The 24,673-nt window shown below is 62.3% G+C and carries 32 protein-coding genes and 1 tRNA gene; 14 read left to right on the top strand and 19 right to left on the bottom strand.

Annotated elements, in window-relative coordinates:
• Nucleotides 1–3 precede the first annotated feature (3 nt).
• The 9 genes from BOSE62_RS00495 to BOSE62_RS00455 form a co-directional block, all read right to left on the bottom strand.
• Nucleotides 4–336: a DUF736 domain-containing protein gene (locus tag BOSE62_RS00495; protein WP_159640302.1), complete on the bottom strand. Its 333-nt coding sequence runs from the start codon at nt 334–336 to the stop codon at nt 4–6.
• Nucleotides 317–895: a S26 family signal peptidase gene (locus BOSE62_RS00490; protein WP_159640298.1), complete on the bottom strand. Its 579-nt coding sequence runs from the start codon at nt 893–895 to the stop codon at nt 317–319. The genes BOSE62_RS00495 and BOSE62_RS00490 overlap by 20 nt, the downstream gene beginning before the upstream one ends.
• Complete coding sequence (locus BOSE62_RS00485; RefSeq protein WP_159640295.1) at nt 892–1,413, bottom strand: DUF2840 domain-containing protein; 522 nt, start codon at nt 1,411–1,413, stop codon at nt 892–894. The genes BOSE62_RS00490 and BOSE62_RS00485 overlap by 4 nt, the downstream gene beginning before the upstream one ends.
• A 271-nt stretch (nt 1,414–1,684) precedes the next feature.
• Nucleotides 1,685–2,578, bottom strand: a complete 894-nt coding sequence (locus tag BOSE62_RS00480; protein ID WP_159640292.1) for a replication initiator protein A — start codon at nt 2,576–2,578, stop codon at nt 1,685–1,687.
• A 7-nt stretch (nt 2,579–2,585) separates the two neighbouring features.
• Nucleotides 2,586–2,852, bottom strand: coding sequence for a helix-turn-helix transcriptional regulator (locus BOSE62_RS00475; protein WP_159640289.1), 267 nt, complete (start codon nt 2,850–2,852; stop codon nt 2,586–2,588).
• 120 nt (nt 2,853–2,972) lie between these two features.
• The gene (locus BOSE62_RS00470) at nt 2,973–3,749 is read right to left on the bottom strand and encodes a DUF2285 domain-containing protein (protein WP_159640286.1); all 777 of its coding nucleotides are present in this window, start codon (nt 3,747–3,749) and stop codon (nt 2,973–2,975) included.
• 160 nt (nt 3,750–3,909) lie between these two features.
• Entirely contained in the window at nt 3,910–4,173 is a 264-nt protein-coding gene (locus BOSE62_RS00465; RefSeq protein WP_159640283.1) for a DNA -binding domain-containing protein, read from the bottom strand.
• Between the two features lie 139 nt (nt 4,174–4,312).
• Nucleotides 4,313–4,564 (bottom strand): helix-turn-helix domain-containing protein, encoded by a 252-nt coding sequence (locus BOSE62_RS00460; protein WP_159640280.1) that lies wholly within the window; start codon nt 4,562–4,564, stop codon nt 4,313–4,315.
• Nucleotides 4,565–4,805: 241 nt separating this feature from the next.
• Nucleotides 4,806–5,651 carry a DUF932 domain-containing protein gene (locus BOSE62_RS00455; protein WP_159640277.1) on the bottom strand — a complete coding sequence of 282 codons (846 nt, stop codon included), beginning with the start codon at nt 5,649–5,651 and terminating at the stop codon, nt 4,806–4,808.
• A 303-nt stretch (nt 5,652–5,954) separates the two neighbouring features.
• On the opposite strand from BOSE62_RS00455, the gene BOSE62_RS00450 reads away from it, so the two are divergent.
• Nucleotides 5,955–6,707 (top strand): hypothetical protein, encoded by a 753-nt coding sequence (locus BOSE62_RS00450; protein WP_159640274.1) that lies wholly within the window; start codon nt 5,955–5,957, stop codon nt 6,705–6,707.
• A gap of 54 nt (nt 6,708–6,761) precedes the next feature.
• Here the strand turns inward: BOSE62_RS00450 and BOSE62_RS00445 are convergent, their stop codons facing one another.
• Nucleotides 6,762–7,064 carry a DUF736 domain-containing protein gene (locus BOSE62_RS00445; RefSeq protein ID WP_012049860.1) on the bottom strand — a complete coding sequence of 101 codons (303 nt, stop codon included), beginning with the start codon at nt 7,062–7,064 and terminating at the stop codon, nt 6,762–6,764.
• Between the two features lie 694 nt (nt 7,065–7,758).
• Between BOSE62_RS00445 and BOSE62_RS00440 the strand changes: the two genes are divergently transcribed.
• The 3 genes from BOSE62_RS00440 to BOSE62_RS00430 all read left to right on the top strand — a co-directional run bounded on the left by BOSE62_RS00440 (nt 7,759) and on the right by BOSE62_RS00430 (nt 8,752).
• The gene (locus BOSE62_RS00440; RefSeq protein WP_159640271.1) at nt 7,759–8,094 is read left to right on the top strand and encodes a hypothetical protein; all 336 of its coding nucleotides are present in this window, start codon (nt 7,759–7,761) and stop codon (nt 8,092–8,094) included.
• Nucleotides 8,095–8,162: 68 nt separating this feature from the next.
• Entirely contained in the window at nt 8,163–8,441 is a 279-nt protein-coding gene (locus BOSE62_RS00435; RefSeq protein ID WP_159640268.1) for a type II toxin-antitoxin system ParD family antitoxin, read from the top strand.
• A gap of 2 nt (nt 8,442–8,443) precedes the next feature.
• A complete protein-coding gene (locus tag BOSE62_RS00430) occupies nt 8,444–8,752 on the top strand; it encodes a type II toxin-antitoxin system RelE/ParE family toxin (protein WP_159640266.1) in 309 nt (102 codons plus the stop codon).
• A 139-nt stretch (nt 8,753–8,891) separates the two neighbouring features.
• On the opposite strand, the gene BOSE62_RS00425 is transcribed toward BOSE62_RS00430, so the two are convergent.
• A complete protein-coding gene (locus BOSE62_RS00425; protein ID WP_159640263.1) occupies nt 8,892–11,012 on the bottom strand; it encodes a ParB/RepB/Spo0J family partition protein in 2,121 nt (706 codons plus the stop codon).
• A 468-nt stretch (nt 11,013–11,480) separates the two neighbouring features.
• Here BOSE62_RS00425 and BOSE62_RS00420 point away from each other — a divergent pair, with 468 nt between their 5' ends.
• On the top strand, nt 11,481–13,184 hold the full coding sequence (locus tag BOSE62_RS00420; RefSeq protein WP_159640260.1) for a hypothetical protein: 1,704 nt from the start codon (nt 11,481–11,483) through the stop codon (nt 13,182–13,184).
• 49 nt (nt 13,185–13,233) lie between these two features.
• On the opposite strand, the gene BOSE62_RS00415 is transcribed toward BOSE62_RS00420, so the two are convergent.
• The 3 genes from BOSE62_RS00415 to BOSE62_RS00405 form a co-directional block, all read right to left on the bottom strand.
• Nucleotides 13,234–13,839 carry a hypothetical protein gene (locus BOSE62_RS00415; RefSeq protein WP_159640257.1) on the bottom strand — a complete coding sequence of 202 codons (606 nt, stop codon included), beginning with the start codon at nt 13,837–13,839 and terminating at the stop codon, nt 13,234–13,236.
• Between the two features lie 197 nt (nt 13,840–14,036).
• Nucleotides 14,037–15,026 (bottom strand): HNH endonuclease, encoded by a 990-nt coding sequence (locus BOSE62_RS00410; protein ID WP_159640254.1) that lies wholly within the window; start codon nt 15,024–15,026, stop codon nt 14,037–14,039.
• 269 nt (nt 15,027–15,295) lie between these two features.
• A tRNA-Gly gene (locus BOSE62_RS00405) sits at nt 15,296–15,370 on the bottom strand.
• A 222-nt stretch (nt 15,371–15,592) separates the two neighbouring features.
• Between BOSE62_RS00405 and BOSE62_RS00400 the strand changes: the two genes are divergently transcribed.
• From BOSE62_RS00400 to BOSE62_RS00390, 3 genes are read left to right on the top strand one after another with little or no spacing between them, the layout of a single operon-like run.
• Nucleotides 15,593–16,501, top strand: coding sequence for a tetratricopeptide repeat protein (locus BOSE62_RS00400; RefSeq protein WP_159640251.1), 909 nt, complete (start codon nt 15,593–15,595; stop codon nt 16,499–16,501).
• Entirely contained in the window at nt 16,498–17,118 is a 621-nt protein-coding gene (locus tag BOSE62_RS00395; RefSeq protein WP_159640248.1) for an LON peptidase substrate-binding domain-containing protein, read from the top strand. The genes BOSE62_RS00400 and BOSE62_RS00395 overlap by 4 nt, the downstream gene beginning before the upstream one ends.
• A complete protein-coding gene (locus BOSE62_RS00390) occupies nt 17,115–17,321 on the top strand; it encodes a Trm112 family protein (RefSeq protein ID WP_159640245.1) in 207 nt (68 codons plus the stop codon). Before BOSE62_RS00395 ends, BOSE62_RS00390 begins: the two co-directional genes overlap by 4 nt.
• Before the next feature lie 168 nt (nt 17,322–17,489).
• Here BOSE62_RS00390 and BOSE62_RS00385 read toward each other — a convergent pair whose 3' ends face one another.
• Nucleotides 17,490–17,699: a hypothetical protein gene (locus BOSE62_RS00385; RefSeq protein WP_159640242.1), complete on the bottom strand. Its 210-nt coding sequence runs from the start codon at nt 17,697–17,699 to the stop codon at nt 17,490–17,492.
• Between the two features lie 99 nt (nt 17,700–17,798).
• On the opposite strand from BOSE62_RS00385, the gene BOSE62_RS00380 reads away from it, so the two are divergent.
• The 6 genes from BOSE62_RS00380 to BOSE62_RS00355 all read left to right on the top strand — a co-directional run bounded on the left by BOSE62_RS00380 (nt 17,799) and on the right by BOSE62_RS00355 (nt 22,060).
• Entirely contained in the window at nt 17,799–18,026 is a 228-nt protein-coding gene (locus BOSE62_RS00380; RefSeq protein ID WP_159640239.1) for a hypothetical protein, read from the top strand.
• A gap of 271 nt (nt 18,027–18,297) precedes the next feature.
• A complete protein-coding gene (locus BOSE62_RS00375) occupies nt 18,298–18,819 on the top strand; it encodes a helix-turn-helix transcriptional regulator (RefSeq protein WP_159640236.1) in 522 nt (173 codons plus the stop codon).
• Between the two features lie 58 nt (nt 18,820–18,877).
• Nucleotides 18,878–19,246, top strand: coding sequence for a hypothetical protein (locus tag BOSE62_RS00370; protein ID WP_159640233.1), 369 nt, complete (start codon nt 18,878–18,880; stop codon nt 19,244–19,246).
• Between the two features lie 54 nt (nt 19,247–19,300).
• Nucleotides 19,301–19,759: a hypothetical protein gene (locus BOSE62_RS00365; protein ID WP_159640230.1), complete on the top strand. Its 459-nt coding sequence runs from the start codon at nt 19,301–19,303 to the stop codon at nt 19,757–19,759.
• Complete coding sequence (locus tag BOSE62_RS17465) at nt 19,645–20,301, top strand: JAB domain-containing protein (RefSeq protein WP_268893914.1); 657 nt, start codon at nt 19,645–19,647, stop codon at nt 20,299–20,301. The genes BOSE62_RS00365 and BOSE62_RS17465 overlap by 115 nt, the downstream gene beginning before the upstream one ends.
• A 64-nt stretch (nt 20,302–20,365) precedes the next feature.
• The gene (locus BOSE62_RS00355) at nt 20,366–22,060 is read left to right on the top strand and encodes a tetratricopeptide repeat protein (RefSeq protein WP_159640224.1); all 1,695 of its coding nucleotides are present in this window, start codon (nt 20,366–20,368) and stop codon (nt 22,058–22,060) included.
• A 36-nt stretch (nt 22,061–22,096) separates the two neighbouring features.
• Here BOSE62_RS00355 and BOSE62_RS00350 read toward each other — a convergent pair whose 3' ends face one another.
• The 4 genes from BOSE62_RS00350 to BOSE62_RS00335 are packed head-to-tail and all read right to left on the bottom strand — an operon-like array spanning nt 22,097 to nt 24,619.
• Nucleotides 22,097–22,714, bottom strand: a complete 618-nt coding sequence (locus BOSE62_RS00350) for a MarC family protein (RefSeq protein ID WP_159640221.1) — start codon at nt 22,712–22,714, stop codon at nt 22,097–22,099.
• Nucleotides 22,711–23,430, bottom strand: a complete 720-nt coding sequence (locus tag BOSE62_RS00345; RefSeq protein ID WP_159640218.1) for a hypothetical protein — start codon at nt 23,428–23,430, stop codon at nt 22,711–22,713. The genes BOSE62_RS00350 and BOSE62_RS00345 overlap by 4 nt, the downstream gene beginning before the upstream one ends.
• The gene (gene folD, locus BOSE62_RS00340) at nt 23,430–24,326 is read right to left on the bottom strand and encodes a bifunctional methylenetetrahydrofolate dehydrogenase/methenyltetrahydrofolate cyclohydrolase FolD (protein WP_159640215.1); all 897 of its coding nucleotides are present in this window, start codon (nt 24,324–24,326) and stop codon (nt 23,430–23,432) included. Before folD ends, BOSE62_RS00345 begins: the two co-directional genes overlap by 1 nt.
• Nucleotides 24,323–24,619, bottom strand: a complete 297-nt coding sequence (locus tag BOSE62_RS00335; protein ID WP_159640212.1) for a YggT family protein — start codon at nt 24,617–24,619, stop codon at nt 24,323–24,325. The genes folD and BOSE62_RS00335 overlap by 4 nt, the downstream gene beginning before the upstream one ends.
• Nucleotides 24,620–24,673 lie beyond the last annotated feature (54 nt).

The raw sequence follows: 24,673 nt of genomic DNA, 5'->3' as shown, positions 1-24,673 counted from the left end.
CGATCAGCTCCAATCGTCGCGCGGCCGGGGCCGTTTCCACGACAGCCTGAACGTCCGCCCATCGTCGTCGGCGCGGAACAGGACGGGCCGGAACACCGCTGAAAAGAGCGGGCTGTCGATCTCCAGCGCGATGTAGTTGCCGGCGCGTTCGCCGACCCGTTTCCACGCGCCGCCGACTTCGGGGCCGTCCTCGTCGTCGAGGTGGATGCGATAGTCAGGCGCGTTCTCGGTGTCGGTCGGATCGAGCGCAACAAGCACGATCGCCTCGTTGATTCCGAACAGCCGGGTGCGCCCGGCATAGCCGTCGCCGGTGGGTTCAAAGATATTGGTCGGCATGGCCGATCTCCTTTTCGCTGGGGGGTGAAGGCGGTGCGGCCGGCGCGCGCAGGTGCAGCGGCGTCGCGCGGCCGATGACGGCGGAGGCCGGAAGCGGGCCGAAATAGCGGCCGTCCAGGCTGTCGGGATGGTCGGGATTGAGCAGTAGCAGTTCGCCCGTGCCGAGCGTCCGGCAGCCCTGCCAGACCGGCAGCGGACGGCCTCGGCCGTCACGCTCGCGGGCGCTGGCGACGGGCTGACCATCGACGCTCACCACGTCGCCGCTGCGGCACACGCGCTGCCCGGCTTTCGCTGCGACATGCTTCAGGAGCGGCAGGCCCTCGGGCAGATAGCCGCGCGCCGAGAGCCAGCGCGCCAGCCGTTCAGGCGGCGCGACGGCGACCAGCGCGCCGGTGGGCGGGTCGCGGTCGGGATGGATGCGGTAGAGTCCGATCGGCGCGCTGGCGCTGGCGTTCCAGATGACGCGCGGGAGCGGATCGGCGACGGCGATCACGACGAACGACACGGCGAAGGCCAAGGCGACGAAGGCCGTCGCCATGACATAGCGGCGGCGCGTCATCCTTCGATCTCCCGGCGCTTGAGCCAGGCGCTATGACGCTCGACCGTGTAGAGGCGCGGCTGATGGCCGGCGGCGATGCGGTTATGGATGTGCCGCCAGTGATCGGGCGCGGCGTCGCAGGGATCGACGCCGGCCGCCTCCACCGCGTCGATGGCAGCGAGCACCTGCTGGACTTTGGGCCAGCCCTCTATCTTGAGCAGGATGTCGCCGCCCGGCCGCACGAACGGCAGCGTCGTATAGGACTCGTTCGCCGCGACCGCGCGCACCACGTCGATGCGCGAGACGATCGTGCCGAAGTCGTTCGACGCCCAGCGGACGAACGCGAAGACGGCGCCCGGACGGAAGCCGACGACGCGGGTTCGGCGTGTCAGGATGCGGTCCTGGGCGACGCGGCCGAAGCGTATCCAGTGCTCCAGCTTCTTCTCGATCCAGGTCAGCTCGACATGGGTGAGGCCGTCGCTGGCGAGCGCGCTGAACGCGCCGCCGCCGCGCACGGCCGGGGGCCGGTCGTCGATCATGGGAGGTCTCCGGGGATGGGGGTCGCGATGGGTGCGGTGCGAGGCCGGCGGCTCGTCCGTCGAGCGAGCGCCGAGCCCTCGAACGGGGCCGCGCTGTCCACAGCCGCGCGCGCCGTTAGCAAGAATCCGAAGGATTCTTTTCTATTAGCACCGTTAGAGGGGGGACGATTCCGCGAGGATTTCTGCGGGTTTGCGAAGCCCGCGCGTTCCCGATAGTCCGTGTCCGGCGTTCCTGATGGTCCGAATCCGGCCGTTCCCGATAGTCCGAACCTCATGGCCAGTTCTCCACAGGCTTGAGGCCGACGCGGCGCATGGCGGCGTCGAGTGGATCGACGGGGATCGGAGCGAAGTTCAGCCGGTCGCGGCCGAGCGCGTGTTCGAGCGTGAGGACGTAGCCGGGGAGCGGTTGGCGGGCGACGATGGCGCGCAGCTCGAACGCGAAACGGCGGAGCGGCGAGAGCACGCCGGATTTGACGTGAAGGTGCGGAACGTCGAAGCTCCAGCCGCCTTCCTGCCGGCCGCCATGCTTGCGCACGATCCGGTAGAGCCAGCGTTCGAGCCCGCCGGTCAGGTCGAAATAAGAGCGGTCGATCGTCAGCACGAGCGCGCGATCGAGCACGCCGGCATAGAACCAGTCGGGCAGGATCAGCTCGATGCCGAGCGCCCGGCCTTTGCCGTCCGCCAGCTCGCGCCACTCGTTGATCCACGAGAAGCGATGGCGGCGGCGCTGATGCTGCTGCCGGATCGAGGTGGCGACGGTGGTGGATTGCAGCCGGTCGAGCGCAGCCTTCAGGCGCTCGTAGCTGGCCTTGCCGGTCCCGCGCCGCGTGAACGCCAGAATCTCGTGCGGCGTCGTCACCATGAGGCGCGAGGTCAGCCGCCCGGCGTCACGCGCCTCGATGAGCTGGCTCGCCGCCCAGATCAGCACGTCGGCGTCCCAAATAGTCGCCATGCCATGCTCGGGCACGGCCTCGACCGAGATCCATGTCCCGCCCATGCGGAAGTCGATGGGTGTGACGCGCCTGGTCTTGGCGAGGCTGAAGAACGGCCAGGCCATCAAATCCTGCGCGTCCCGCGGCGCAAGATCGCCGGGCACGGAACGGAACAGCTCTAGCTGCGTCCGCTCGACGCTGGACCGGCTGGAATGGGAGGGTGCGGTGCGCATGTGACGATCAGCGGCGCACGCAATCGCTGGGCAGGCGCTTGGCCGGATGAACCACGCCATTGCCGGGATCGGAAGTCGAGCGGCGCGTGCCTAGCGCAGCCCAGGCGTCAAGGTCGTCGATCGCATAGACGATCCGGCCGCCGAGCCTGCGGAACACCGGGCCGGTGCCGAAACAGCGATGCTTTTCCAGCGTCCGGGCCGACAAACCGAGATGGATCGCCGCATCGGGCGTCTTGAGATAGCGTGGCGTGGCAGCGGCAACAGGCTCGGCCATGATGATCCTCCTGATGATGGCCGGCCCCCGAAAAGTGGGACCGGCGGACAGGAGGCGATGGTGGCGAAACCACCCCCGGCCGAAGAAGGGACGCCGGCAAGGGGGTCGGAAATGTCCCCCTCAGCCGCCGCGCAGCAGCCGGATGTAGCCGCCGTCGCGCAGCTCGACGGCCTCGGCGATCCATCGGTTGATGCGCTTGCGCTCGCGGCTGTCGGCCCATTCGGCGGCGCTGTAGTCGCGCACGTCATCGTCGATGAGCGCGGCGGCCAGCTCGCGGCGGGTGGCGCCAGCACGGTGGCCGTCGAGCACTTGCAGGAGGGTGAGAAGGTGCCTGCGCCGGTAGGGCGGCGGGCGCAGCGCCGGCGGGCCTGCCGCCATGCCGTTCAGGCGGCGGCACAGGCGCTCGGCGGATGCGAGGCGCGCGAAGGGATCGGGGCCGATCGGCAGCATCACGGCCATTGGTCCCTGGCACGAGCCGCACATGCACAGATGCTCGTCGCCATCGCTGTCGGCGAGAATGACGTGCAGGAAGTCGCCGATCCTGATCCGCGCGCGAACGTCGCCCAGCGCCTTCATGTCGAGACATTCGGCGCCGATACCGGCGCGCGCGGGCGCCAGGACGATACTGGCCGGCGACAGGTCGGGTTGCGCGACCGCGAGCCTGGGATCGAAGGCGGAAGCTGGCGCGGCGTGGAAACTGACGCCCCAGCGCCGCACCAGGGCGGCGGTCGCCTCGTCGGCGGTGATCGCGCCGCGCTTCACGCGGCCGAGCGCACGGTAATAGTCGGCGCGATAGCGGGGGTTGCGGCGGAGATAGCCGATGGCGATGTCGGAATAAGCAAGCGCGTCGTTCCCGGCCTCGTCCGGGGGCGCGCGCCAGTCCTTCTCAGGCGGCATCGAAATCCTCCCAAGCATGGCCCTCTGCGGAGCGCGTCAGGAGATGTTCTCAAGCCCGAGACTGTGGAGAAGCCCTGCCGAGCGGGCCGGCGCATAGCGGATTCAAGTCAGCGTTCTGGATGGTTTTCCCGCGCGGTCGCGGGGTCGCCGGGATCGGCTTCTACGACCCGGACGGACGCAGGAAATGACGGTAGCCGGTCTCGGTCATCCATCGGGCGCGGGCGAGATGGGAGTCATAGACCATGCGCGCGCGTTCCGGCTCGGCCGCCGGGTCGATCCCGAAGATGATCCAGACGGCCTCGCGCCAGTCGGCGTTTTCAGCCGCCGCATCGAGCAAGCGCCAATAGGTTTGATGGTGGCGCTCGTCATAGTCGGTGACATGCGGCGCGTCGGGCGCGCGATCCTCGAAAGCGCCTATCGCCATCGCCTCGTCCCGTCTGCAACTATTGCTTCCTGCACGCGCCGATTTACGGAACATACACCATAATGGAGGGAAGTAATCATACCATGCTCGCTATGACGCCATGATGACGACAGGATAATCCGGCGAGCGTGACGGCGTGTTACTTTCGCGATTCGCCCTGAGCATTGCTCACCAGCAGCACGCCCTGGCCCCGATCCGAATCGAGAAACACGATCCCCGCCGCCTCCAGCGCCTTGGCCACCTGATGCCGGGTATCCTCGCGCACAGGCAGTTCGTTCTCTGATTCGAGCCGCTTGAGCGCGGTCAGAGCAACAAGGGCCTCGTCTGCAAGCATCTCCTGCGTCCAACCAAGAAGTGCGCGAGCGGCCCGCACCTGGCGGGAAGTGATCATGCACGATCACCTCCACAACCCACGCGCCATTCGCCATGAAAACGACTATTATAGTCGTCTTGGTATAATGGGAATAGGCTAACGGCGAGCCGGGCGTTCGCCCGGCGAGCCCGCCCTGCGGCCGCGCGGACCATCGGGACGCGCGGCCGCCGCCGATCCGAGGGAACGGATCGGCGGCGTCATGCGGGCGATGGGAAGGGAAACCGCAGGGCCGGACGGTCCAGCCCTGCGGCAATGGGGTTCAACCCGTCTTGAGGCGCTGCATCCCCTCGGCCAGCGTCCAGAGCGCGCGATTGAGCGTCACGTTCTGGTCGATGCCGTTGATCGGACGCGAACGGCTGCGGCGGATACGGCCCTCGGCGTTGCGCTTGCGGCCATGCAATCCGCCCCGAATGACGTTCTCCTGTATCACGTTGAACGTGGTCCACAGGCTATCGCCCCGATCCTCGTAGCGGCGTGGCTCGATGATCTGCTCGGGGGTGAGCGGGCTTTCGTCGTCGCCGTAGCGGGCGACAAGGCTGACCTCGCCTAGCAAGCGCTGCTCATCCTCGGAAAGCCGAACCTCCTTCATCGTCTCGCTGGCGTCGATCAGCCGGGGGAAGTCTTCGGCCACGGTGTAAACGCCCTCGATGATGTCATGCTGGATATTGCCCTTGTGCGGCACGCGGACCTCCTCGAACCGCTCGCCTGCGATCATGGAATTGGTGCAGACGAAACGCAGCATCCCGGCGAACATCTGATAGGCGCTGGTCCCGTCATGGCTGTTGACGATGATGACCTCGGCGGCCTCCGGCTTGCCGATGCCGTCATCCCGGCGCAGGCGCAGCATGTGCTTGGCGTGGCCGTGGCGGCTGCCGTCGCGGGGGACAGACTGCACCGCGAAGAACGGGAACCATCCTTCTCGGCGCAACCCCTCCACTATGTCGATGGTGGGGACATAGACATACCGCTCGGAACGGCTGTCGTGCGCCTCGCGGGCGAAGATGGACGGGACGTGGCGATACAGCGCCTCGTTGTCGAGCGCCTCATAGCCGCCGATCTGATGGCTGTTGCGGCCGAACCGGGTAGCAAGGTGATGGATGCTCATAGGTCTTTCCTTCCTTGGGTCTGGGTTTCCGCGCAGCGGGAAGCGCCGCGCTGAAACCCTGCCCGGCGGCGAGCCAGGGGTAGCAAAGGGCAAGGGCGGCCGGGGCGGAGGGGGATCACCCGGCCTGCACAAGCGAAGCGCGGAAGGCTGGGGATACCGCCCCGGACGGTTCCACTTACCTTGCCCGGCGCGAGGGCAACGCCCTTAGCAACCCCGCGCCGCGTCTGCGGCGCACAAGGATTCTCGCTCCTTGCGCTCGGGGTTGTGATGGCGTGGAGACATCTCGCCAGCTAAGACTAGCCTATGGTGGCAACGGATCTTCTGGACGATGCGCAATTGCTGTTCGAGCGTGCCCAGACGCACAAGCGAGAGCTTGGCGGTCTCCTAGGTGCCGGTCCCGGCCTCCTGTGGAACATCGGACGCTCAATCTCGGCCGATGGCCAACATCGCGCCGAGCTGAGGATCGACCGGGGCGCACAGCGCCGGGCCAAGCCGATCCTGGCTGATGTTGCCAACAATCTCGTTCACGCGCTCGACCATGTTACGGCTGCGGCGCGTAAATCTGCTGGTCTCCCCAACCCGAGGAACCTTTATTTCCCGATCGAGCGCGACGACGACGATTATGCCAAGGCCATCGAAAAGAAGGTCGCAATTCACATCGACCAGCCTTGGATCGACATCTTCGCTGCCGCACGCGAGGCGCACCGCCCCTATCTCCATTATCTCCAATTGGTTCGGATTCTTTCGCGCGAGTCGAAGCATTGGGAACTGATCGCCGGGACCGCCGGAGCGCTCGCCGTTCAATGGTTCCCGCCTGGATCGCAACAGCACCGGATCGTAGAGATGCCAGCAGATCATTTTTCCGCGAACGACAGCTACACGATCTGGGAGGCCCCCGAGCCCTTTCCAAACGTCGGAGTCCAAATCCTCACGAACTACCGCGTAGCTGGCGAGGACATTGAGGAAGTATCGCTGGAGTCGGTATTGGCGACCAGCTTCACCTTCGTGGCCGGCGTGATCGCTGCAAGTCGAGAGCATCTGGCGGCCCTTTCCTAAGAAGCTGGAAGGAAAGAGAGCGCCCCGCCCATTTCGGGCGGGGCGCGGAGCCGGTCAGCTTGCGAGCAGCTCGTATTCGCCGGCCACCGTCTCGGACTCGAAAAGCCGGAGATAGACCGGCTGAGCAACGACGGGATTGAGCTTGAACGAGATGTAGTCGCGCTTCTCCTTGCTGGTTTTCCGCCAGGCGGCGCCGAACTCGATCCGCTCGTCGTCGGCTGCGACGATGCGGAAGTGTGGGGCCTTCTCGTTGTCCTGGCCCTCGATCGGGAGGAGCACGACCTGTTCGCGCTTGCCGAAGAACCGGATTTCGCCGGAGAAGCCGTGGTCGGTGGTAGTGAAGTTTCCGCAGATCATAACGTCAGTCCTTTCTTGCCTCGGAACCGCGCCTGTCGCGGCCTCGATGGCTGTCGATCGGACGGGGGACGACCGGCCCGCACCCGCAGGGCGGAACGGAGTGGCTGGCGGCGGCGGGCGGTTTTTTTGCTTTCGCGATGCAAAGCCGGCATGGCCGGCGGCGGAAAAAAATCGCCCGGCGCCGTTGCGGGAAGACGGGCGGGCTTCGGCCAGACAAGCCTTTCGAGAGGCCGCGTGGCGGCGGCGACGTGCAAGATCATGGCGCTGACGGGATGTTCTGCGGCAGCTTTGCCGCCGCCGGCCGTGGCGGCGCCGGCGATGGTCTGGTGCCCGAGGCAGGCGTGATGGGCGGGTTTCGCGCGGGCGAGGTGCAGGGCGACGTGGCGCCGGCTTTCGCGTTGTTGCGGTCGATGCAGCGGAGCGCGGCGGCGTCTGGCGGAAAACCAGCGGGAGGGGCGCGGCCTACGTTTCAGACAGGCTCAGGCCCGGTCGATGCGATGCCGGCCTGGCGCCGGATTCGGGGCCGGGACTGCTGGCGAATATGGGTTGACCGCGCTGGTCGGCGCAGCGTCTCGCCCGGAATGGGCGGGGCGCTCCCTTCCCCGCCATCCGACTATGGCGACACTTCACATTGCATGATGTTCGTCCTTTGTTCCATACTGCACCTTTCCGAATCGAGATCGAGGAACGGCGTATGAGCGTGATGATCCGCGGCCAGGGCCGCACGAGATTGAAGGTCATGGGCGATGTGGAAGCCGATCTGGCGGTTCCGGCCGACAGCGCCGGGCGCTGCTGGCTTAGCTTCTCGGACGGGACACTGATCGAAGCGGCCTATGGCGAGGATGATGATTGCCGGTTCGCTGTCAGCGAGGAAGGCGCCGGGATCGTGCGGATTCAGCGCGACGGCGACAGCGATGTGCTGCGGCTCGACTGGAGCGTGGAATGGGTGACGGTGGCCGCGCCCGGCAATGCGGCGCGTGCGATGGCGCACGGCGAGCCCATGCCGGAGTTGCCCGGCCTGTTCGCGTAAGGCTGCGGCGAGCAACCTTGAAGATTCGGACGAATAGGATTAAATCCTACCCGTAAGGAGTGCTATCCATGCGGACGACTCAACAGTTCAGCGTAACGCTGCCGAACGACATGGCGGCGCAGGTCCGTGCCAAGGTGGCGTCGGGCGAGTATGCCAGCGAAAGCGAAGTGATCCGCGACGGGCTGCGCGCGCTCCAGGCGCGCGACCGGGCCGTCGAGCAATGGCTGCGCAATGAGGTCGTCCCCGCTTATGACGCCTACAAGGCCGATCCCTCGCGCGGCATTCCGCTCGACGACGTGCGGGCCGGTCTGGCCGAGCGACACAAGCGAGCCGTCAAGCGCGGCTGAACGTGGGACATTCCATTATCCTCACGCCGGAAGCGCGTGACCATCTCGATGCCATCTACGATTATATCGCTGCCGCCGCGTCCCCGGACATCGCGCAACGCTTCACCGATGGCATCCTCGATCATATCGGCAAGCTGACCAGCTTTCCCCGGCGCGGCACGATGCGCGACGATCTGCGGCCCGGCTTGCGAACGACGGCCTGGCGGCGTCGTGTCACCATCGCCTTTGCGGTGGAAGACACGGCGGTCGTCATTGTCGGGATCTTCTACGGCGGTCGGGACTTCGAGAGCCTGCTGAGTGAGGATTCATAGACGCGAGCCGGGCCATGCCCGGCGAGCGACGATCATCCCATGACAGAGCGGCCGCGCCCGGTAAGGGGCGCGGCCGCGAATTGTCTGGCCGTGGGGAAAAGGGAAGCCGGAACCGCCAGAGCGGCCCCGGCTCCATCACCTATTCAGCAGCAACCGAGTAGGCGGCTTCCTCGTCCACCGCTTCGGGTTCGGTCGGCAGCTCCACCGCCTCGACCTCCACGGCCTCGCCGTCCTGCGCTCCGGTATCGCGGGCCTCCGCTTCGGACGGCTGCGCGATCCCTTCGGCGTCCTCCGTCTCGACGGGTTCGGCCTCCGGTTCCGGCGTCCACAACACAGCGGGAAGCCAGCCCTTCCCGGCAAGACGCTGCTCGGCGGCTTCGGCCATGTCCGGCTTCTTCTTGTCCGCGATACGGCGGGCCGCATCCTCCGACACCCCTTCGGCCACGGCCTCAAGGATATGCGCCTTGGTGACACGGCCAAGGTAGCTGCCCACGGTCGGCGTCCAGTCCTTCGCCATGTCCAGCGCCAGCGCGCTCGCCAGCCTGTCCGCCGTTTGCAGCGTCCGGGGCTTGCGATCCCACGGCAGGCGCAGGGCGTTGACGGTGCGGGACGCGCAATGCGCCAGCAACGCCAGCCGCTGCTCATCGTCCAGTGCGACGATGAAGCCCCACAGGTCGGCCACGTCACGCGGCATGCGCTCGGCCCATGCGTCATGCGCCTCGCTCGCCCGCGCCGCCAGCGGCGTATCCTCGATCCCCGCCGCATGACCACCAAGCGGGGTCACGGTCGGACGGATTTCAAGGCAACCGGCCTCGGCGTAGCTGTAGAACAGTTGCGCCGTGAGCGTGTGGGTCAGGGCGATCAACGCAATGCCGGGCTGCTCGCCAAGCGCCACGCGAAGGGCCAGCGTCCGGTGGGCGGACAGGTCGCGAATGAGGCTGTCGGAAATGGGCTTGCCCGGTTCCTCGTCCTCATCCTCGAAATCCTGAACGTCCTCGTCGCCGTCCTCGGCCTGCTCATCCTCCACGGCCTCCGGGTCGATGGCTTCCACCTCGTCCTCGGGCTGCGGATCGGCAAGCGCCTCATCCTCGGGACGCACGAAACCCCGCTCGATCCTGACCGTGCCGTCATGGTGAAGCACCACGAACGCCCCGCCATGTGCGATCACGTTGGCATCGTAGGCGTAACGCTTGGCCGAAATGGCGTCGATCTCATCGGACACTGCTTCCAGCTTCGCCGCCACGTCCTCGGGCATTTCGTCATAGGACGAATAGCCTTCGGCAAGCTCGTCATGCTCGGTGGACAGGGCCTCAAGCCGGGCCTCGTCCTCGTCGGACAGGTCCACGGCCTGCGGATAGAAGCGCCGCATACCGTGGGCGTGGGGATAGTCGATATGGGCCTCAACCCATTTCCACCCCTCGGCCTGCACTCCGTCCGCGACCTCGCGCAGCTTCTCGACGGCAAGCATGTCGAGCAAGCCCGCATCCTCGAAGAAACCGCCTCGATCCTCGCTGAACAGGTCGCGGATGATGTTGCCGCCCGCCTCGATATAGGCGTCGGCCCCGACGAACACCGCACGGCGATCATCGGCGGGCACGTTGTTGGCGGTCATGTCGCGCCGAATGATCCACGGCTCCCGGTTGTGGTGCAGGTTCTCGAACACCTGCTCCTGCCGGGCGTGGTCCTCGGTGATGGCGAAGGCCATAAGCTGATCCAAGGTCAGCCCGTCCTCGCGATAGACCTGCAACAGCTTCGGACTGACAGCGCCAAGGCGAAGCCGCTGCTTCACCACACCGCCCGACACGCCGAACCGCGCGCCGATTTCCTCCGCGCCCCATCCCTTGTCTTCGGAAAGCTCGCGGAACCGCTCGAACTGATCGGCGGGGTGCATCGGGGTCCGGGTCACGTTCTCGTCCAGACTGATCTCGGACGGGTCGTTCTCGGTGTCGAGGCGGCAGCGAACCGGGTGGTTCTTCCTGATCTGCTTGCGCTTGGCGCGCAACAGATAGGCCAGCCTGCGGCCTTCGCCAGCAGTGACGAAATAGGCGCCGGTCGGCTTCTCGCTCTTCATTTCCGGTTCGATCACAAGGTTCTGGATCAAGCCCTTATGCTCGATGGAAGCGGCCAGCGCCTCGATGGCGGCCTCGCCATGCGGCACCTTGCGGGCGTTCTTGGGGGACTTCTTGAGCTTGTTCAGCGGCACGAAAATCTCGATGCCCGACACAGGCTCAACAGCGGTCGTTGGGGTAACAGCGTTCATCTTCCTTACTCCTTCAAACCGCACTCACCCCGGAATGGGGTGGGCGGCGAAAGAGCGACCGGCAGGCCCGCCGGCGGAGCCGGGGCGCACCCGAAGGGCTGGAACGCAGAGGAGGTAAGCGCGGCTTGCCGCGCGTTGCGCCCCGGCGCGGCGGGCCTAAAGGACGCGCCCGCCCACCCCACCGACGGGGAGAGTCACAAACAAACGCGATCGGGCCGGCGAACGCCCTGGCCCGATCTCCGAAGATTCAGGAAAGACGCAAATCCGCCCAAACGGATTTACGGATCGGCGCGGAGGCGCCGAACGGGGCGTTGCGGGGTGTCCCCGCTCGAAGGGGTAGCGGGAGACCATCGGGCTCCCGATCAGGGGAACGCTTTCCCCTCACGCCCATCGTGTTTTCAATCGGACGCGAACCGCCGTTGCCGGTTTGGGCCTACCGTCAGCGACCCGAGCCGGATAGAAGCAGGCATGTCCGCAGAATTGGTCATCAAAGAGATTCAGCGATTCCTCGCCAGCAAGGATGCTGAGGTTCTGTGCATCAAGGGGCGCTGGGGTGTTGGCAAGACTTACGCTTGGCGCCATTATCTCGAAAAGGCCCAGGAAAGCGGCGATCTCTACCAACAGGACTATGCCTACGTTTCCCTGTTCGGCCTCAATTCACTCGACGACTTGCGCTATGCGATCTTCGAGAGCACGGTTTCACCCGCACAGGCGCTTACCGGCCCCGATGCCGAAACATTCGGGGCGCTGATCAAGAAAGGAAAATCCGTCGGGCGGCAGGCGCGGGGCTGGATCGGCCCGGCTCTCAGTGCCGTGGGATTTGGCGAGATTGGAAACGCCCTGGCGCGATCCGCCTTCCTGCTGGTGCGCGACCGGCTCGTTTGCCTCGATGATCTCGAACGTGCGGGCGTGGATCTGACGCCGCGTGATGTATTGGGGCTCGTTTCCTTTCTGAAGGAGCAGCGCAACTGCCGTGTCGTGCTGCTGCTCAACGATGAAGCGATGGAACAGGAGAAGCGGAAGGATTTCGAACGCCTGCTGGAAAAAGCGATCGACACATCCATCGTGTTCGCCCCGACCGCTGAGGAAGCGGCCAGGATCGCCATCGTCGATGATGAGCCCGTGAGTGCCCTGCTACGGGGCGGCGTTGTCGCGCTCGGCATCACCAATATCCGCGTCATCAAGAAGATCGAACGGCTCGCACATCGGCTCGCCGGCTATCTGCAACCCTATCGCCCGGAAGTTCTGACACAGGCTGTCACAGCTTGCCTGCTGTCCGGCTGGGCAGTGTTTGAGCGCGATCACGCGCCGCCGATGGAGTTTATCCAGAGTTACAATGCGCTCATCGCAGCCATGCAAGATCGCGACAACGACCCCACAGATGAGATAGTGCGATGGCGCGATCAGCTCTCCGCGCTGCCATTCTCGCACCCGGACGATTTCGACCGAACGATCTTCGAGGGCGTTTCGGCCGGCTATTTTGACGAAGCTCGCTTGCTGAAAGAGGCGAAGATCCTAGAGGAAGCGCTGAACCGCAACAGCCGCGACAACAGTTTCGCCCGAGCTTGGGACCGCTATCACGAGTCATTGACGGACGACGACGAAGTGGTGCTCGATACGCTTTACCAGAGCGCAATGGAAAACCTAGCCACGATCGACTCTCTTAACATCAATGGCACCATATTGTTCTTGCGCGAGTTCGGCCGCAACGATGAGGCTGATGAGCTTGCTCGTGCTTACACTGCGGCACAGCCTGACGATCCCCGCTTCTTCGATTTGAGCTATCACCATTTTTCAACGGACGCGCCTGTCGATCCGACATTGAAAGCCGCGTTTGAGGCACGGCAGTCGAGCTTCAAGGATGAGCGCGATCCCAAGGGGGTGCTGCTGGCCATTGGCCGAGGCGAGCCTTGGCGGGATGAGGACGTCAGGCTTCTGGCGAATGTTACCATCGACGCCTTCGAGGCCATGATTGAGGAAACGGAGGGCAAGGATTTGCGTCTGGTCGTCCAAACGGCGCTACAGATCGCCGCACGCCACGAGCACGAAGACCCGTCCATGAAATCATCGCTCCAGGAGGCTCTGACGCGGATCGCGGGCAAGTCACCCATGCGTGCCCGACGATTGCGGGCGTGGGGCTACAGGGCTTCGGCTCCCGAAAAGGAAATCTGATCCCAGCCGGGCGAGCGCCAGAAGTTTAGCGTTCCACAGCCGTTCGGCGCTATATGTCCGAGGCAAAGTCCGTAGGATAGCCGCGCCCGATCTGGTCGAAGATCATGTCCCCCTCACTGTGGACGGCAAGGATTGCCTCGGGACCGAGTGGCTGTGTCACATAGAGGTCGAAGGAGGGAGTGTCGGTCTGGCAGCCGAGCGTTCGAGCGAAGCTCGCCACCAGCGCGCAACTCGCGTCATAGCGATGATTGGTCAGGGCAAGTGGCACCGCGGCCTCGATCACTCTTGGTCGGCCGAGGGTTGCGAGTTGCGCCTGGAGCATCTCGTCATCCTGCCAAAAATAGACGGCTTCGCCACCCCAGCTTGAGAGCAGCAGTTCGACACCGCCATCGTCGATCGTCCTTGGAAGAGACGTCAACCAGAATTTCCCCGCGCGGGCATCGTGCTGGCTGCCGTGAAAGGGGCTGGCAGTGAATAGGGCGTCGGCCATCTCGGAGGTGAACAATCCGGCGCCGACCTGGCGGTCGAGGCGGGCCTTGATTGTCTCTAGCGTCGAGGGCACCGCACCGCGCACGATGATTGCGTCAGCCTCATCATCCATCAGGCGCGTATAGTGCCAGGCTCGGATCGTCCGGTCAGCGATCTGGGCCGACAACTCCTCCTGAAATTTGAGGAACCCGGCAGCGAAGGGATTGCTCGGGGGCGGGCCGCAATGGTGCGACAGGGTGCGTTCGCGCTGCTGGCGCCGGTCGGTCTCAAAGTATTTGCGTATGAGGTCGGACGCTCCCCGCAGCCTTTCGTTAATGCCCTGGTCGAAAGTTGCGACGTTCCACACGTCGATCGGCGTGGCGATCATTGTCCAGCACCCCCGGCGTTGCTATCCGCTTCGGGTTGGACGATGCCGTCGAAACCAAAGGTCGCGGGCACCTTCTCGCCGCGAACCGTTTCCCGCCCTGTAAGGTCGATGGTGTTCACCCTGGGGCGCCCATAAGCCTTCGCGTCGAACGATCCCGGTGTCGGAAATGGCACCAGACTCAGCGGTTGTCCGTTGATGCATTGGTCTTGGGAGAGCGACGGGATGAAGACTTGCAGCACCTCGTTGCCGAGGCCGATCACATAGAAGGCATAGGGGACCGTGGTGACGCCCGACCGGCGGCGCAGCAACATCAGCGTCACCTTGTCGTTGGGCATCGGACCCGAAATGAAGGTGCGGATGATTGGAAATTCCGCGACGAAACTCTGACTATGATCGGGGTTGCGTATCCAGTCGAACGTCTCGGAGAAATGGGCCAACTCGACTTCAGGAAGCAGGGTCAGGCCGATTTTCACGAGCCCCTTGAGTGCGGCGACCGGGATATAGGGATCGCGGTGAAGCTCGAAGCGGAGCTGCTTTGCTTGTTCGTCGATCGTAAAATGGGGGTCGCCCTCATACTCGCTGAGCTGGAAGGCTCCAGTGGAGTATTCGACTCGCCAACCCTTGCCACCGCCAGGCTCCTTGATGGTCGGAACGCCGCTGCGGCCCTTAATGCGCATGAGCGTCCGCATGGGCTTGGTCCAGTTTCCCAGATCGTTCTCGATTCCCTTACCGAAATAGCTGTTGCAGGCGTCGCACTCGTAGTTGCTGAACAGGCCGATCCGGCCAAAGGCTGCCGGTAGCGCATGGGCATCGGTCTTGAACTGAACCTCGGGTTCGCTGAGGCCACAGAAGCGGCAGTGCTTCGGACGATCAGGGCTACCGAGTGTGCATCTCATTCCGGGTTCGAGGAAGAGAGGTTTGCAGCAAGCGTAGTGCTGGTCGTAGAAGTCGGCGGCGGCCGCAGTTGCTGGATCGAGATCGGTCATCGCTGTTCTAGATGCAGGACTCACGCTTGAATGGCGAGAGGTTGAAGGGTGGGTGCTGATACCGCCGCCTCATCAAACGGGAATCGGTCAGCTAAACGTGGGCGATCCCATCGAAGCTGCACCTCGCTCAATTCTCGCGATAGCCACTAGCCGAATTTTCGGACATCAAAGCTTCCGCAATCGGTTGTAGCCCGGTTGTAGCCCGAGCTTTTTTAGCCCGAGAGGCATTTTTGAATGCCCTAGCAAGTTACTGATTTTCTTAGAAAATCTGGAGCGGGCGAAGGGATTCGAACCCTCGACCCCAACCTTGGCAAGGTTGTGCTCTACCCCTGAGCTACGCCCGCTCGGCGTTGCTGCGACACTCGGGTAATCACTTGGTCAGCAGCAGTTGAGGCGCGCGGTTAGCATGGGTTTTTATACCCCGCAAGCCCCAATTCACCTCTCTATCGCTACAAATGCAAAAATATCCTTGGCTTTGCCTCCTCTGACCCCACATAAAGCGCACAAGTTAAACGATTTGGGCGCGAGTCCGGGCATTTGGTCCCGCGCCATAACAGGAGCAAGATGTGGCAACAGCAGGACTGACGGTTGAAGAACAGAAAGCGGTAGAGGTCTTCCAGCGGGAGGTCGTGACACCCAGCATGGACAAGCTGGTGATTCTCGATTTCTGGGCGGAATGGTGTGGTCCGTGCAAGGCGCTGGCCCCGATGCTCGAAAAGGTCGCCGCCCAATATGCGGACAAGGGCGTCGTTCTGGCCAAGATCAATGTCGACGAGAATAAATTTATCGCTGCCCAGTTCCAGGTGCAGTCGATTCCCACCGTTTATGCGATTTTTCAGGGTAAGCCGGTGGCAGATCTGACCAGCGCGCGTTCGGAAAGCCAGCTGACCGGCGCACTGGACCAGCTGCTCGCACAATTGCCGGTCGGCGGCGGCGAAGAGCCGAAACAGGATATCGCGCCCCTGCTCGCCATGGGTGAGGACGTGCTGGCCGAAGGCGACGCCGAGCGCGCCGCCGGGGTGTTCGCCCAGATTGCCGACATGGCGCCGGACAATGTCGAGGCGGTCGGCGGTCTGATTCGCGCACTGGTCGCCGCTGACCATATAGAGCAGGCGGAAGCCGCGCTGGCCGGCCTGCCGGAAGAGTTGCGCAGCGATCCGGCGATCGAACGGGCGCAGACGACGCTGCAACTGGCCAAGGACAAGCCGGACGCCGGCGCGCTGGAGGCACTGCAGGCGGCCGTAGCAGCCGATGAGAAGAATCATCAGGCGCGTTTTGATTTGGCCGGCGCGCTGATCGCCAACGGCGACCATGATGCCGCCGCAGAGCATCTGCTGTCGATCATCGCCGCCGACAGGGACTGGAACGAGGGCGCCGGGCGCCAGAAGCTGCTGTCGCTGTTCGAAATGGTTGGCCTGGAAGACGAATGGGTCGCCGCGACCCGCCGCAAGCTCAGCGCCGTGCTGTTCGGATGAGCGAAACCAAAAGGCTCTCGATTTTTCCGCTGGCCGGAGCGCTGCTGTTTCCCGGCATGCACCTGCCGCTGCATATCTTCGAGGAACGCTATCGCGCGCTCATCAATGACGCGATGGCGCGGGACCGGCAGATCGGTATGGTCCAGCCGAAAGAAGCGGGCAACCACCCGGCTTTGTTCGACGTTGGTTGCCTCGGCAAGATCATCGACATCGAGGCGCTTGACGACGGGCGTTTCAATGTTGTGCTGGAAGGGGTGGCACGGTTTCGCATCACCGAAGAAATCGATGCATCCACGGCTTTTCGTCAGGTCCGGGCCGAGATTGAGGAAGATCTCGAACGCGGCGAAGTTCTGGCGAGTGCGGAACGCGCTGCGCTGGAACTCGAATCGCGCCAGTTTGCCGAGCTGCAGGGCTATCAGGTAGACTGGGACAGTATCGGCCGACTCGACGATATGGCGTTCGTCAACGGCATTGCCCAGATCGCGCCTTTTGATGCGGCGTCGAAACAGGCCTTGCTCGAAGTCGACGGGCTGGCCAACCGCGCCGAACTGATCATCCAACTGCTGCAGTTTTTCGGACGGCAGGACGGCGACGATGACCGGGTCACATTGCAATGAACAACCGTGCGCCTGCACCCTCCGGCGACCGGCAGCGGCGTATCGACCCCGAACTGCTTGAAATTCTGGTCTGCCCAATGACGCGGACACCGCTTGTGCATGACAAGGAGGCAAGCGAACTGATCAGCGAAGCCGCCGGGCTTGCCTATCCGATTCGCGATGGCATTCCGGTGATGCTGGTGGAAGAGGCGCGCCGGCTATAGACCGGCCTCAAACCGGCTAACTTTTGGCCGCCAGTGAATATTCGAGAATCGATCCGGACATCAGCCCAGCTCTGCGCTGGACAAGGCTGTTCGGCGGGTTGCGAATCGCTTCGATCGTGAAATGGGTCAGGGGCAGAGGCTGCCTGCCCTAGATCATCCTGCCGAAAGTCAGCTCTGGTCGCTGTCCGCTTCCAACTGATGGGCTTCGGCGCTGGAGGTGAGCGCATTATGTTCGGTTTCCGCCGCAAGCAAGGGAACAAAGGCAATCGCCAGTGCCACAGCCGAAAAGATGCAGCCCCAAGTCACCAGATTCCCGAGAATCAGTTCTCTTTCTCTCTGGCTCAATGCCTTTTGCTGCAATCTATTCAATACGTTCATATTCACTACACTACTCTGAACTGCCAAACGCCAAGCTATCTGGTCCGCTCGGTACGGACCGTTAATCCATCTCCGGGTTGATCCACTTCATGGGAGGTAATGGATCAACCCGGACTGGAATGTCTGAACGAAGCCAAACGGGTGAAAAAACTTCCTTCAAACTGGCCCGAAACCCTGATGCAGCGAGAGAATATTGACCAGAATATTCCATTCACTCCATCCGATGACGGATTTGGTGGGAAACAGATTCGAAATCCGCAAAGCGAGACTCAAATGTTGCCGTTCCAAACCAGCCACCGCCAGGGGCTCCTTGCCGAACGCCTATGAATATGCACCGCTGGACGGATAAACATGAGTTTCAAACCGTGTCACCGTCCCCATGGCGTAACACGTTAACGTTACCCGCCGGGAACCGGCAGAAATTCGGGGGAGTTAATGCTAAATTAGTGAGTTTCGTTTACGCTTTGTAGCGGTAACATCGGCTTTTACCCCTCCTTAACCCGGTGGAATATATTTGTTACCCAATGAGATCGGACAGTTAGCCATCTAGCCGACCAATCTTTTTGCCAAATGATCGCCCCTGATTTAAGATTGTAAAATGACAAAAGCCGCTTGCGACAATTTGAACGATAAAGAAAAGGAGGTTCTTCACCTTCTTTTGCTGGGCCATGATGCGAAAACCGCGGCCCAGGAGATTGACGTGACTCCCAACGTCATCAACGAACGGCTACGCTCGGCGCGGCAGAAACTGCAGGTTACGAGCAGTAAGGCGGCGGCCCGGATGCTCGCCGATCATGAAAATCTGGCACCCAAATTTTTTGTGCCCAAGAATATTGGGATTGTGCAAAAGCCGAAATCCGACGCAATTTATCCCTTGCCTGGACAACAGGCAGCGACACCGGACAGGGTCAGGGAAGTGCAATCGGCTTATCAGTCATATTCCACTTTCTCCAACTCGTTACTTTCGGTGCCGTTCCGCAAGCAGGGAGAAACGAGTAACGATCTAAGCAAGGAAGCGCGAATCTGGGCAATTGCCGACCTGTCGGTCAAACTTGCCTTCTCATTTGCCTTCGTCTGTCTCGCCGCAATGGTTGTGAGCAGGTTGCTGGATCCGAGCTGAATCTCTGTATGTTTTGTCACTATTAAGCGCCGGTACCCGCCGGCGTCCGGAGATTCACATGCTGAACCAACGTATTGAAGCCGCCCGTCCGATTGCCACCAAGATCAAGGAAGTCGAAACATCCCTCAACCTGACCATGGTCCAGATGGGCGAGCTGATGAGCAACATCGCCGCTGCTCGCATGGCCCCCGGCACCCGTTTTTCGCTGACCGCAGGCGTTGATGCTTCCGAGAAGCTGATCGCGGCCGCCGCCCAGACGGCCCGGTCGTACCGCGAAGTCGTCGAGGCGCATGCGCATCTTGCCGCTGACCGCGAAGAAGCTGGATTGCGCACGGTAAGCTGGGGTGATTTTGCCGAATGCCCACCTAACCCTGCTTCGGCGTCCACCGAGACCTCGGCACCGCTCCGTGTCGTCGAAAGCGCGTAAGCAAATCAAGCAAACCTTGACCGTGCCAGCATAATTTGGTCCGGTTAGGGAATAATGGGTCGGATCGAATTCTTTTTCTCCCTCTTAATTGTCGTTTGTGTTTATTCGACAATCAAAGGCGGGGCGCCTGAAAGACGGGCCGTGATTATCTTCATCGTCGGAATAGCTTTGTCGATGATCGCGGCCACCCTTTCAAACCTTCGATTCACCCAGCTTGAAATCGGCATATTGACTAGTGACATGGCAATGCTGGCCGCGTTCGTTGGACTGGCATTACATGCAGAAAGATACTGGACGTTATGGCTATGCTCCATGCAGGTAATTCAAGTGCTCTCGCATATACCCCTGATGATTATTCCGGAACTTCTTCCTCAGGCCTATTATGTAATAGCGGCTTTCTGGGCCTATCCGATGCTGATTGTGCTGGCGATCGGCACCTACCGTCATCAGCAACGGCTTCGGCAATTCGGGGCCGACAGATCCTGGAGCGACTTTTCCAGCTTGCCAAAATAGACAATGCATCGGCGGTTGCATCGGCACTGATTGCCGAGTTCGGCTCTATTGGTGCGGTTCTGCATTCCGATTCGCGGCCGGCCAAAAGCGCGACTGCCCAGGCCATTCTGTCGCTGGTCCGCGAGGCCATGCTGGTTTCTTCGAAAGACAGGATGCTGGACCGGGTTTGCCTATCCAGAGCCGATGACGTGATCGAATATCTGATCGTCGCAATGGCACGCCTCCCGGTCGAGGAAGTCCGGGTATTGTTTCTCGACAGCAAGAACCGCCTTATCCGCGACGAAGTCGTCAGCAGAGGCACAATATCCGAAGCCCCTATCTATCCCCGCGAAATATTGAAGCGCGCGCTCACCGTGGATGCCAGCGCGCTGATTCTTGCTCATAATCATCCATCTGGCGATCCCGAACCGAGCGAAGGCGATATCGACGCAACCCGCAGGCTGCTCAAGGCCGCGAAGGAACTGGGGCTGACCGTGCACGACCATATCATTGTCGGCAGCGAAGGCTGGATCAGCCTGCGCGACTGGGTGTCGTTCGAGTGACCAAAATGATGGTGCAGCTGTCGAACCGCTCTGATAAGGCCGCGATCAAAGGGAGACCGGAGTAGTGGCCTCACCGATTACGGAAGAGCAACGGGTAAAGCTGCTCCGCGCTGAAACGCATAAATTGTTGCAATCGCCGGATTTCATCCGCTCGCCAGTCATGTCACAATTGCTGAGCTATCTGGTCGAAGAATCAATTTCCAACCCGGACACCCCGCCCAAGGCCTATCAGGTTGCCGTAGACGGACTCGGTCGCAGCGAAGATTTTGACGTCCAGGCCGACAGTTACCCGCGCGTACAGGTCGGCCGGCTGCGCAAGATGCTCGGCACTTATTATAGCGCGCACAAGAGCGCGACCCGGCTACATATCCCGATCGGCCATTATGCCGTAAAAATTGCGGTTGATGAGGGGCCGCAGCCGACGGATGGGAAAAACTCCGCCCCCGACAAGCCGTCGCCCACCGAGCGCGGTCGGGACCGCTGGTTCGACAATCGGCTGATCCGGATCGCGCTGGCCATCCTCCTGCTGATCGCAGCGGCAGGCCTGATCTGGCTACTGAAACCGACCGACCCGGACGACAACCGGACGGGTATGTTAACGGAACACAACACCCTGCCGCCGAAAATATATATCGCCGCCTCAGATGCCGAACCCCGCATAGCAGAAGACGACAGATCCGCCGGAATCGAGGAATTTTTTGAAGGGACATTTGCCCGTTCCTCACAAGTGCGGCTGGCGGCGGCTGTCGAACCGGATGTCGCTTCGATCAGGGGGCAGAATGCCTATCTGTTTGAAAGCCATATCGTCCCGGGCCGGAGCGGCCCGGAGATAAAATTTCAGCTGACGTCGTTGATCGAGGGCGAGACCATCTGGTCAACGACCGTGAAAATGCCGGATTCGCCGGCGGATTATCCGGACCAGCTCGGCCCTGTTTCCAGCCGGATCACCGGCATTTTCGGATTGGTAGCGACCGACCAGCGTAAAAGACTGCCGGATAGCGCGATGATCGGTTATCCCTGCCTGCTTCGCTTCGACAGCTATCGGGCCAACCGCGATCCCGACCTGTTGCCGGTGGTAGAATCCTGCATCAGGCAATCGCTGGCGATCGACCCGTATGACAGCGAGATTCTCGCGGCCGCCTCGTTCATTGCCTTTCTGCGGAAAGAAGCGACCGGCAGAGAGCCCGATCCCGAGCAGGGCCTGGAATATGCGCGGCGCGCCATGGTGCGCGGCAGGGAGAATGCGTCGGCCAATTTTGCGCTCGCCCGATCGAGCTTCTTCAATGGCAATTGTATTAGGGGCAAGGAATTCGCCGAGAAGGCCGTGGCACTGGATCCATATGAAGCCGCGATACAGGCACAGGCCGGTGCTTTTCTTTTTGCTTGCGGGGACCCCGACGCCACCCGTTATCTGAGACGCGCAATCGCGCTGGATCCCCGCGGGTCGCTTCTGGCCGAAACGGCTCTCGTGCTGATGCTGCTGGCGGAAGGGAAGGATGCACAGGCGTTGGAAGTCGCGGAAAAAATTGTCCCGTCCAGCACGGGCGTCGGGCCTTTTTATGACGTCGCAATGGCCATGGTCTATGCCAAAAACGGCCGGATCGAGGATTCGCGCGCATCATGGGACCGGCTGGTTGCAACCTACGGCAATGATTCTGATGAAAGCCAGGAACAGTTGCTCAAGCGGCTGATCACCAATCCGGTGCTGGCCGAGCGGGCTTTTCAGGTGCTGGTGCAGACCGGGGTGATCAACAAATGACCGGCCACTCCTAGCCCGTCACCATCGCCTGTCCCGTCAGAAACTGGCGTTCAGCCCGTCGACGACAAATTGCACCGCGAGCGCGCCAAGCAGCACACCGAGAACACGCGTAATCACCGCCTCGACCTTGTTGCCGAGAACCCGCATCAACGGGCCGGCTGCAAGCAGACCGAACAGGGTCAGCAACAGAACCGTGACCAAGGCACCGAGGATCACAAGCGCATTGTCGATACCGTCATGCTGCGACGTCAGCAGCATCACGGCGGCAATCGACCCCGGTCCTGCGATCATCGGCATGGCCATCGGGAAAATAGAGACATCCTCGATCTCGGGCTGTTCGATAATTTCCTGCGCCCGGTCTTCGCGCCGCTCGGTGCGTTTTTCGAACACCATTTCCAGCGCGATCAGGAACAGCATGATCCCGCCGGCGATGCGGAAACTGTCCAGACTGATGCCCAGCGCGCTCAGCATCTGCTCGCCGAACAGGGCAAAGACCAGCAATATGATCGCGGCAACAAAAATGGCGCGAATGGCCATGATCCGGCGATCGCGCGGCGGCGCGCTGCTGGTCAGGCTGGCGTAGATCGGTGCGCAGCCGGGCGGATCGATCACCACGAAAAAAGTGATGAAGGCAGAGATGAAGAGTTCGATCATGGTGCCGGTGCGTCGACCTTATATTCATGCACGCGCTTGAAGCTGCCGTCATCCTGCGCAAGGTCTACAAAAACGATGCGCCCGCCGCCATCAACAGACGAAGCGTTCCAGATCAGGCTGCCGTCGGCAGACCGTCCTGACCGACCCGCACCGGCTTGTTCTGTCGGGGGGAAGCCGGCCGGAACCTTGGTCTTGCACGAAGCGACCTCGGTCTCGACATAATCCGGTTCTGCCAGCGGCGCGGTCAACGGCACGCCATCATCAAATATCCATTTCCACTCCACATCTTTTCCGGGCTTGCGCTTGCCGAAATTCTCCTGATGCCAGATGGTGGTGAAATGGCCGGTGGTTCCGCTCGCGCTTTGCCAGGCACCGGTGGACACACCGATGCTGCCGTCGCAGGACATATAGATTTTATGCGGTTGCCAGTCGACGGCCTGCGCCGGATCGGCCTTGCCTTTCAGCCATTGCTGCGCGTTGACCAGACCGGGCGTGAACATGATCGCCTCGTCGGCAGCGGTTTTCCGAAAGGCGGACCACTGCCCCTCTTCCTGCGCCAGTCGGGCAAAGGACAGTTCGGCCTTCACGATGGCGCTGGGATTGGCGACGGCCTTGCCCATCACCCTGTCATAGCGTTCCCGGTCGCTTGGACGCCCGCCACCACTCGCACAGCTCGTCAGGATCAGCGCGATTCCGATAACGGCAAATATTCGCATTAGAGACCTTCCGGTTTTTCCAGTCCGGCGCGCGCAGATGCAGCGACCAGCGTATTGCGCAATAGCACTGCAATCGTCATTGGGCCAACCCCTCCCGGAACCGGCGTGATCGCCCGGACATGATCGATGGCTTCGGCTGTGGCGACATCGCCGACCAGACGCCCCTTGTCCTTGCCCGGTTCGGGGGCGAGTCGGTTGATACCGACATCGATAACCACGGCACCGTCTTTCAGCCAGTCGCCCTTGACCATTTCGGCCCGGCCAACGGCGGCGACAACGATATCGGCACGGCGGACGACTTCCGGAAGATCGCGAGTCCGGCTATGCGCCATGGTGACGGTGCAATTTTCCCCAAGCAGCAGCTGCGCCATCGGCTTTCCGACCAGAATCGAGCGGCCAACGACGACGGCATCCAATCCGGTGAGGTCACCCAAAGTGTCTTTCAACAGCATCAGGCTGCCCAGCGGCGTGCAGGGAGTCAGCGCATCTTCGCCATTGGCCAGCCGGCCGGCGTTGATTACGTGCAGGCCGTCGACATCCTTGTCCGGATCGATCGCCATGACCACGGCTTTTTCATCGAGACCTTCGGGCAGCGGCAATTGCACCAGGATACCGTCAACGGTCTCATCGGCGTTAAGACGCTCGACCAGCGCGATCAGCTCTTCCTGCGCAACATTGGCGGGCAGCCGGTGTTCGAAACTTTCCATGCCGGCGGCGATGGTCGCCTTGTGCTTGGAGGCGACATAGACCTGGCTGGCGGGGTCTTCGCCGACCAGTACCACCGCCAGACCGGGCGCGCGGCCTGTCTGTTTCACAAAGGCCGGTACGGCATCCCTGATCCGTTCGCGAAGGCCGACGGCGAACGCCTTGCCGTCTATGATCTGCGCGGCGGTCAACCGAGAAGCGCCTGAGCGATTGGCGGCAGAATGGCGTCCTGCAGGATGATGATACCGATGATCACTACCATCGGGGTCAGATCAATGGCTCCGAAATCCGGCATGATTCTACGGATCGGGCGGTAGATCGGCGCGGTCAGCGCATCGAGGGTGGTCCAGATCGCCCGGGCGATGTCATTTTGCAGATTGATCACATTGAATGCGAGCAGCCAGCTCATGATCGCCTGCACGATGATCACGGTGATCGCCACATTGAGCAGGATGGAAATAATTTGGAGAAGTGCGAATGCCATGGTCGGACCCTTTATCGATAATCTGCCATAGCGACTAGAGCTTTGTCACCATCT

The organism is Sphingorhabdus sp. 109 (assembly GCF_902506555.1).
Lineage (GTDB): Bacteria > Pseudomonadota > Alphaproteobacteria > Sphingomonadales > Sphingomonadaceae > Parasphingorhabdus.
Note: the sequence above shows the minus strand (reverse complement) of the source record. Positions and strands in the feature narration are given on the sequence as shown.

What these genes read in the sequence shown, in the direction of transcription:
- BOSE62_RS00495 (WP_159640302.1), bottom strand. Translation starts at nt 336, where the DNA reads ATGCCGACCAATATCTTTGAACCCACCGGCGACGGCTATGCCGGGCGC.
- BOSE62_RS00490 (WP_159640298.1), bottom strand. Translation starts at nt 895, where the DNA reads ATGACGCGCCGCCGCTATGTCATGGCGACGGCCTTCGTCGCCTTGGCC.
- BOSE62_RS00485 (WP_159640295.1), bottom strand. Translation starts at nt 1,413, where the DNA reads ATGATCGACGACCGGCCCCCGGCCGTGCGCGGCGGCGGCGCGTTCAGC.
- BOSE62_RS00480 (WP_159640292.1), bottom strand. Translation starts at nt 2,578, where the DNA reads ATGCGCACCGCACCCTCCCATTCCAGCCGGTCCAGCGTCGAGCGGACG.
- BOSE62_RS00475 (WP_159640289.1), bottom strand. Translation starts at nt 2,852, where the DNA reads ATGGCCGAGCCTGTTGCCGCTGCCACGCCACGCTATCTCAAGACGCCC.
- BOSE62_RS00470 (WP_159640286.1), bottom strand. Translation starts at nt 3,749, where the DNA reads ATGCCGCCTGAGAAGGACTGGCGCGCGCCCCCGGACGAGGCCGGGAAC.
- BOSE62_RS00465 (WP_159640283.1), bottom strand. Translation starts at nt 4,173, where the DNA reads ATGGCGATAGGCGCTTTCGAGGATCGCGCGCCCGACGCGCCGCATGTC.
- BOSE62_RS00460 (WP_159640280.1), bottom strand. Translation starts at nt 4,564, where the DNA reads ATGATCACTTCCCGCCAGGTGCGGGCCGCTCGCGCACTTCTTGGTTGG.
- BOSE62_RS00455 (WP_159640277.1), bottom strand. Translation starts at nt 5,651, where the DNA reads ATGAGCATCCATCACCTTGCTACCCGGTTCGGCCGCAACAGCCATCAG.
- BOSE62_RS00450 (WP_159640274.1), top strand. Translation starts at nt 5,955, where the DNA reads ATGGTGGCAACGGATCTTCTGGACGATGCGCAATTGCTGTTCGAGCGT.
- BOSE62_RS00445 (WP_012049860.1), bottom strand. Translation starts at nt 7,064, where the DNA reads ATGATCTGCGGAAACTTCACTACCACCGACCACGGCTTCTCCGGCGAA.
- BOSE62_RS00440 (WP_159640271.1), top strand. Translation starts at nt 7,759, where the DNA reads ATGAGCGTGATGATCCGCGGCCAGGGCCGCACGAGATTGAAGGTCATG.
- BOSE62_RS00435 (WP_159640268.1), top strand. Translation starts at nt 8,163, where the DNA reads ATGCGGACGACTCAACAGTTCAGCGTAACGCTGCCGAACGACATGGCG.
- BOSE62_RS00425 (WP_159640263.1), bottom strand. Translation starts at nt 11,012, where the DNA reads ATGAACGCTGTTACCCCAACGACCGCTGTTGAGCCTGTGTCGGGCATC.
- BOSE62_RS00420 (WP_159640260.1), top strand. Translation starts at nt 11,481, where the DNA reads ATGTCCGCAGAATTGGTCATCAAAGAGATTCAGCGATTCCTCGCCAGC.
- BOSE62_RS00410 (WP_159640254.1), bottom strand. Translation starts at nt 15,026, where the DNA reads ATGACCGATCTCGATCCAGCAACTGCGGCCGCCGCCGACTTCTACGAC.
- BOSE62_RS00395 (WP_159640248.1), top strand. Translation starts at nt 16,498, where the DNA reads ATGAGCGAAACCAAAAGGCTCTCGATTTTTCCGCTGGCCGGAGCGCTG.
- BOSE62_RS00390 (WP_159640245.1), top strand. Translation starts at nt 17,115, where the DNA reads ATGAACAACCGTGCGCCTGCACCCTCCGGCGACCGGCAGCGGCGTATC.
- BOSE62_RS00385 (WP_159640242.1), bottom strand. Translation starts at nt 17,699, where the DNA reads ATGAACGTATTGAATAGATTGCAGCAAAAGGCATTGAGCCAGAGAGAA.
- BOSE62_RS00380 (WP_159640239.1), top strand. Translation starts at nt 17,799, where the DNA reads ATGGATCAACCCGGACTGGAATGTCTGAACGAAGCCAAACGGGTGAAA.
- BOSE62_RS00375 (WP_159640236.1), top strand. Translation starts at nt 18,298, where the DNA reads ATGACAAAAGCCGCTTGCGACAATTTGAACGATAAAGAAAAGGAGGTT.
- BOSE62_RS00370 (WP_159640233.1), top strand. Translation starts at nt 18,878, where the DNA reads ATGCTGAACCAACGTATTGAAGCCGCCCGTCCGATTGCCACCAAGATC.
- BOSE62_RS00365 (WP_159640230.1), top strand. Translation starts at nt 19,301, where the DNA reads ATGGGTCGGATCGAATTCTTTTTCTCCCTCTTAATTGTCGTTTGTGTT.
- BOSE62_RS00350 (WP_159640221.1), bottom strand. Translation starts at nt 22,714, where the DNA reads ATGATCGAACTCTTCATCTCTGCCTTCATCACTTTTTTCGTGGTGATC.
- BOSE62_RS00345 (WP_159640218.1), bottom strand. Translation starts at nt 23,430, where the DNA reads ATGCGAATATTTGCCGTTATCGGAATCGCGCTGATCCTGACGAGCTGT.
- BOSE62_RS00335 (WP_159640212.1), bottom strand. Translation starts at nt 24,619, where the DNA reads ATGGCATTCGCACTTCTCCAAATTATTTCCATCCTGCTCAATGTGGCG.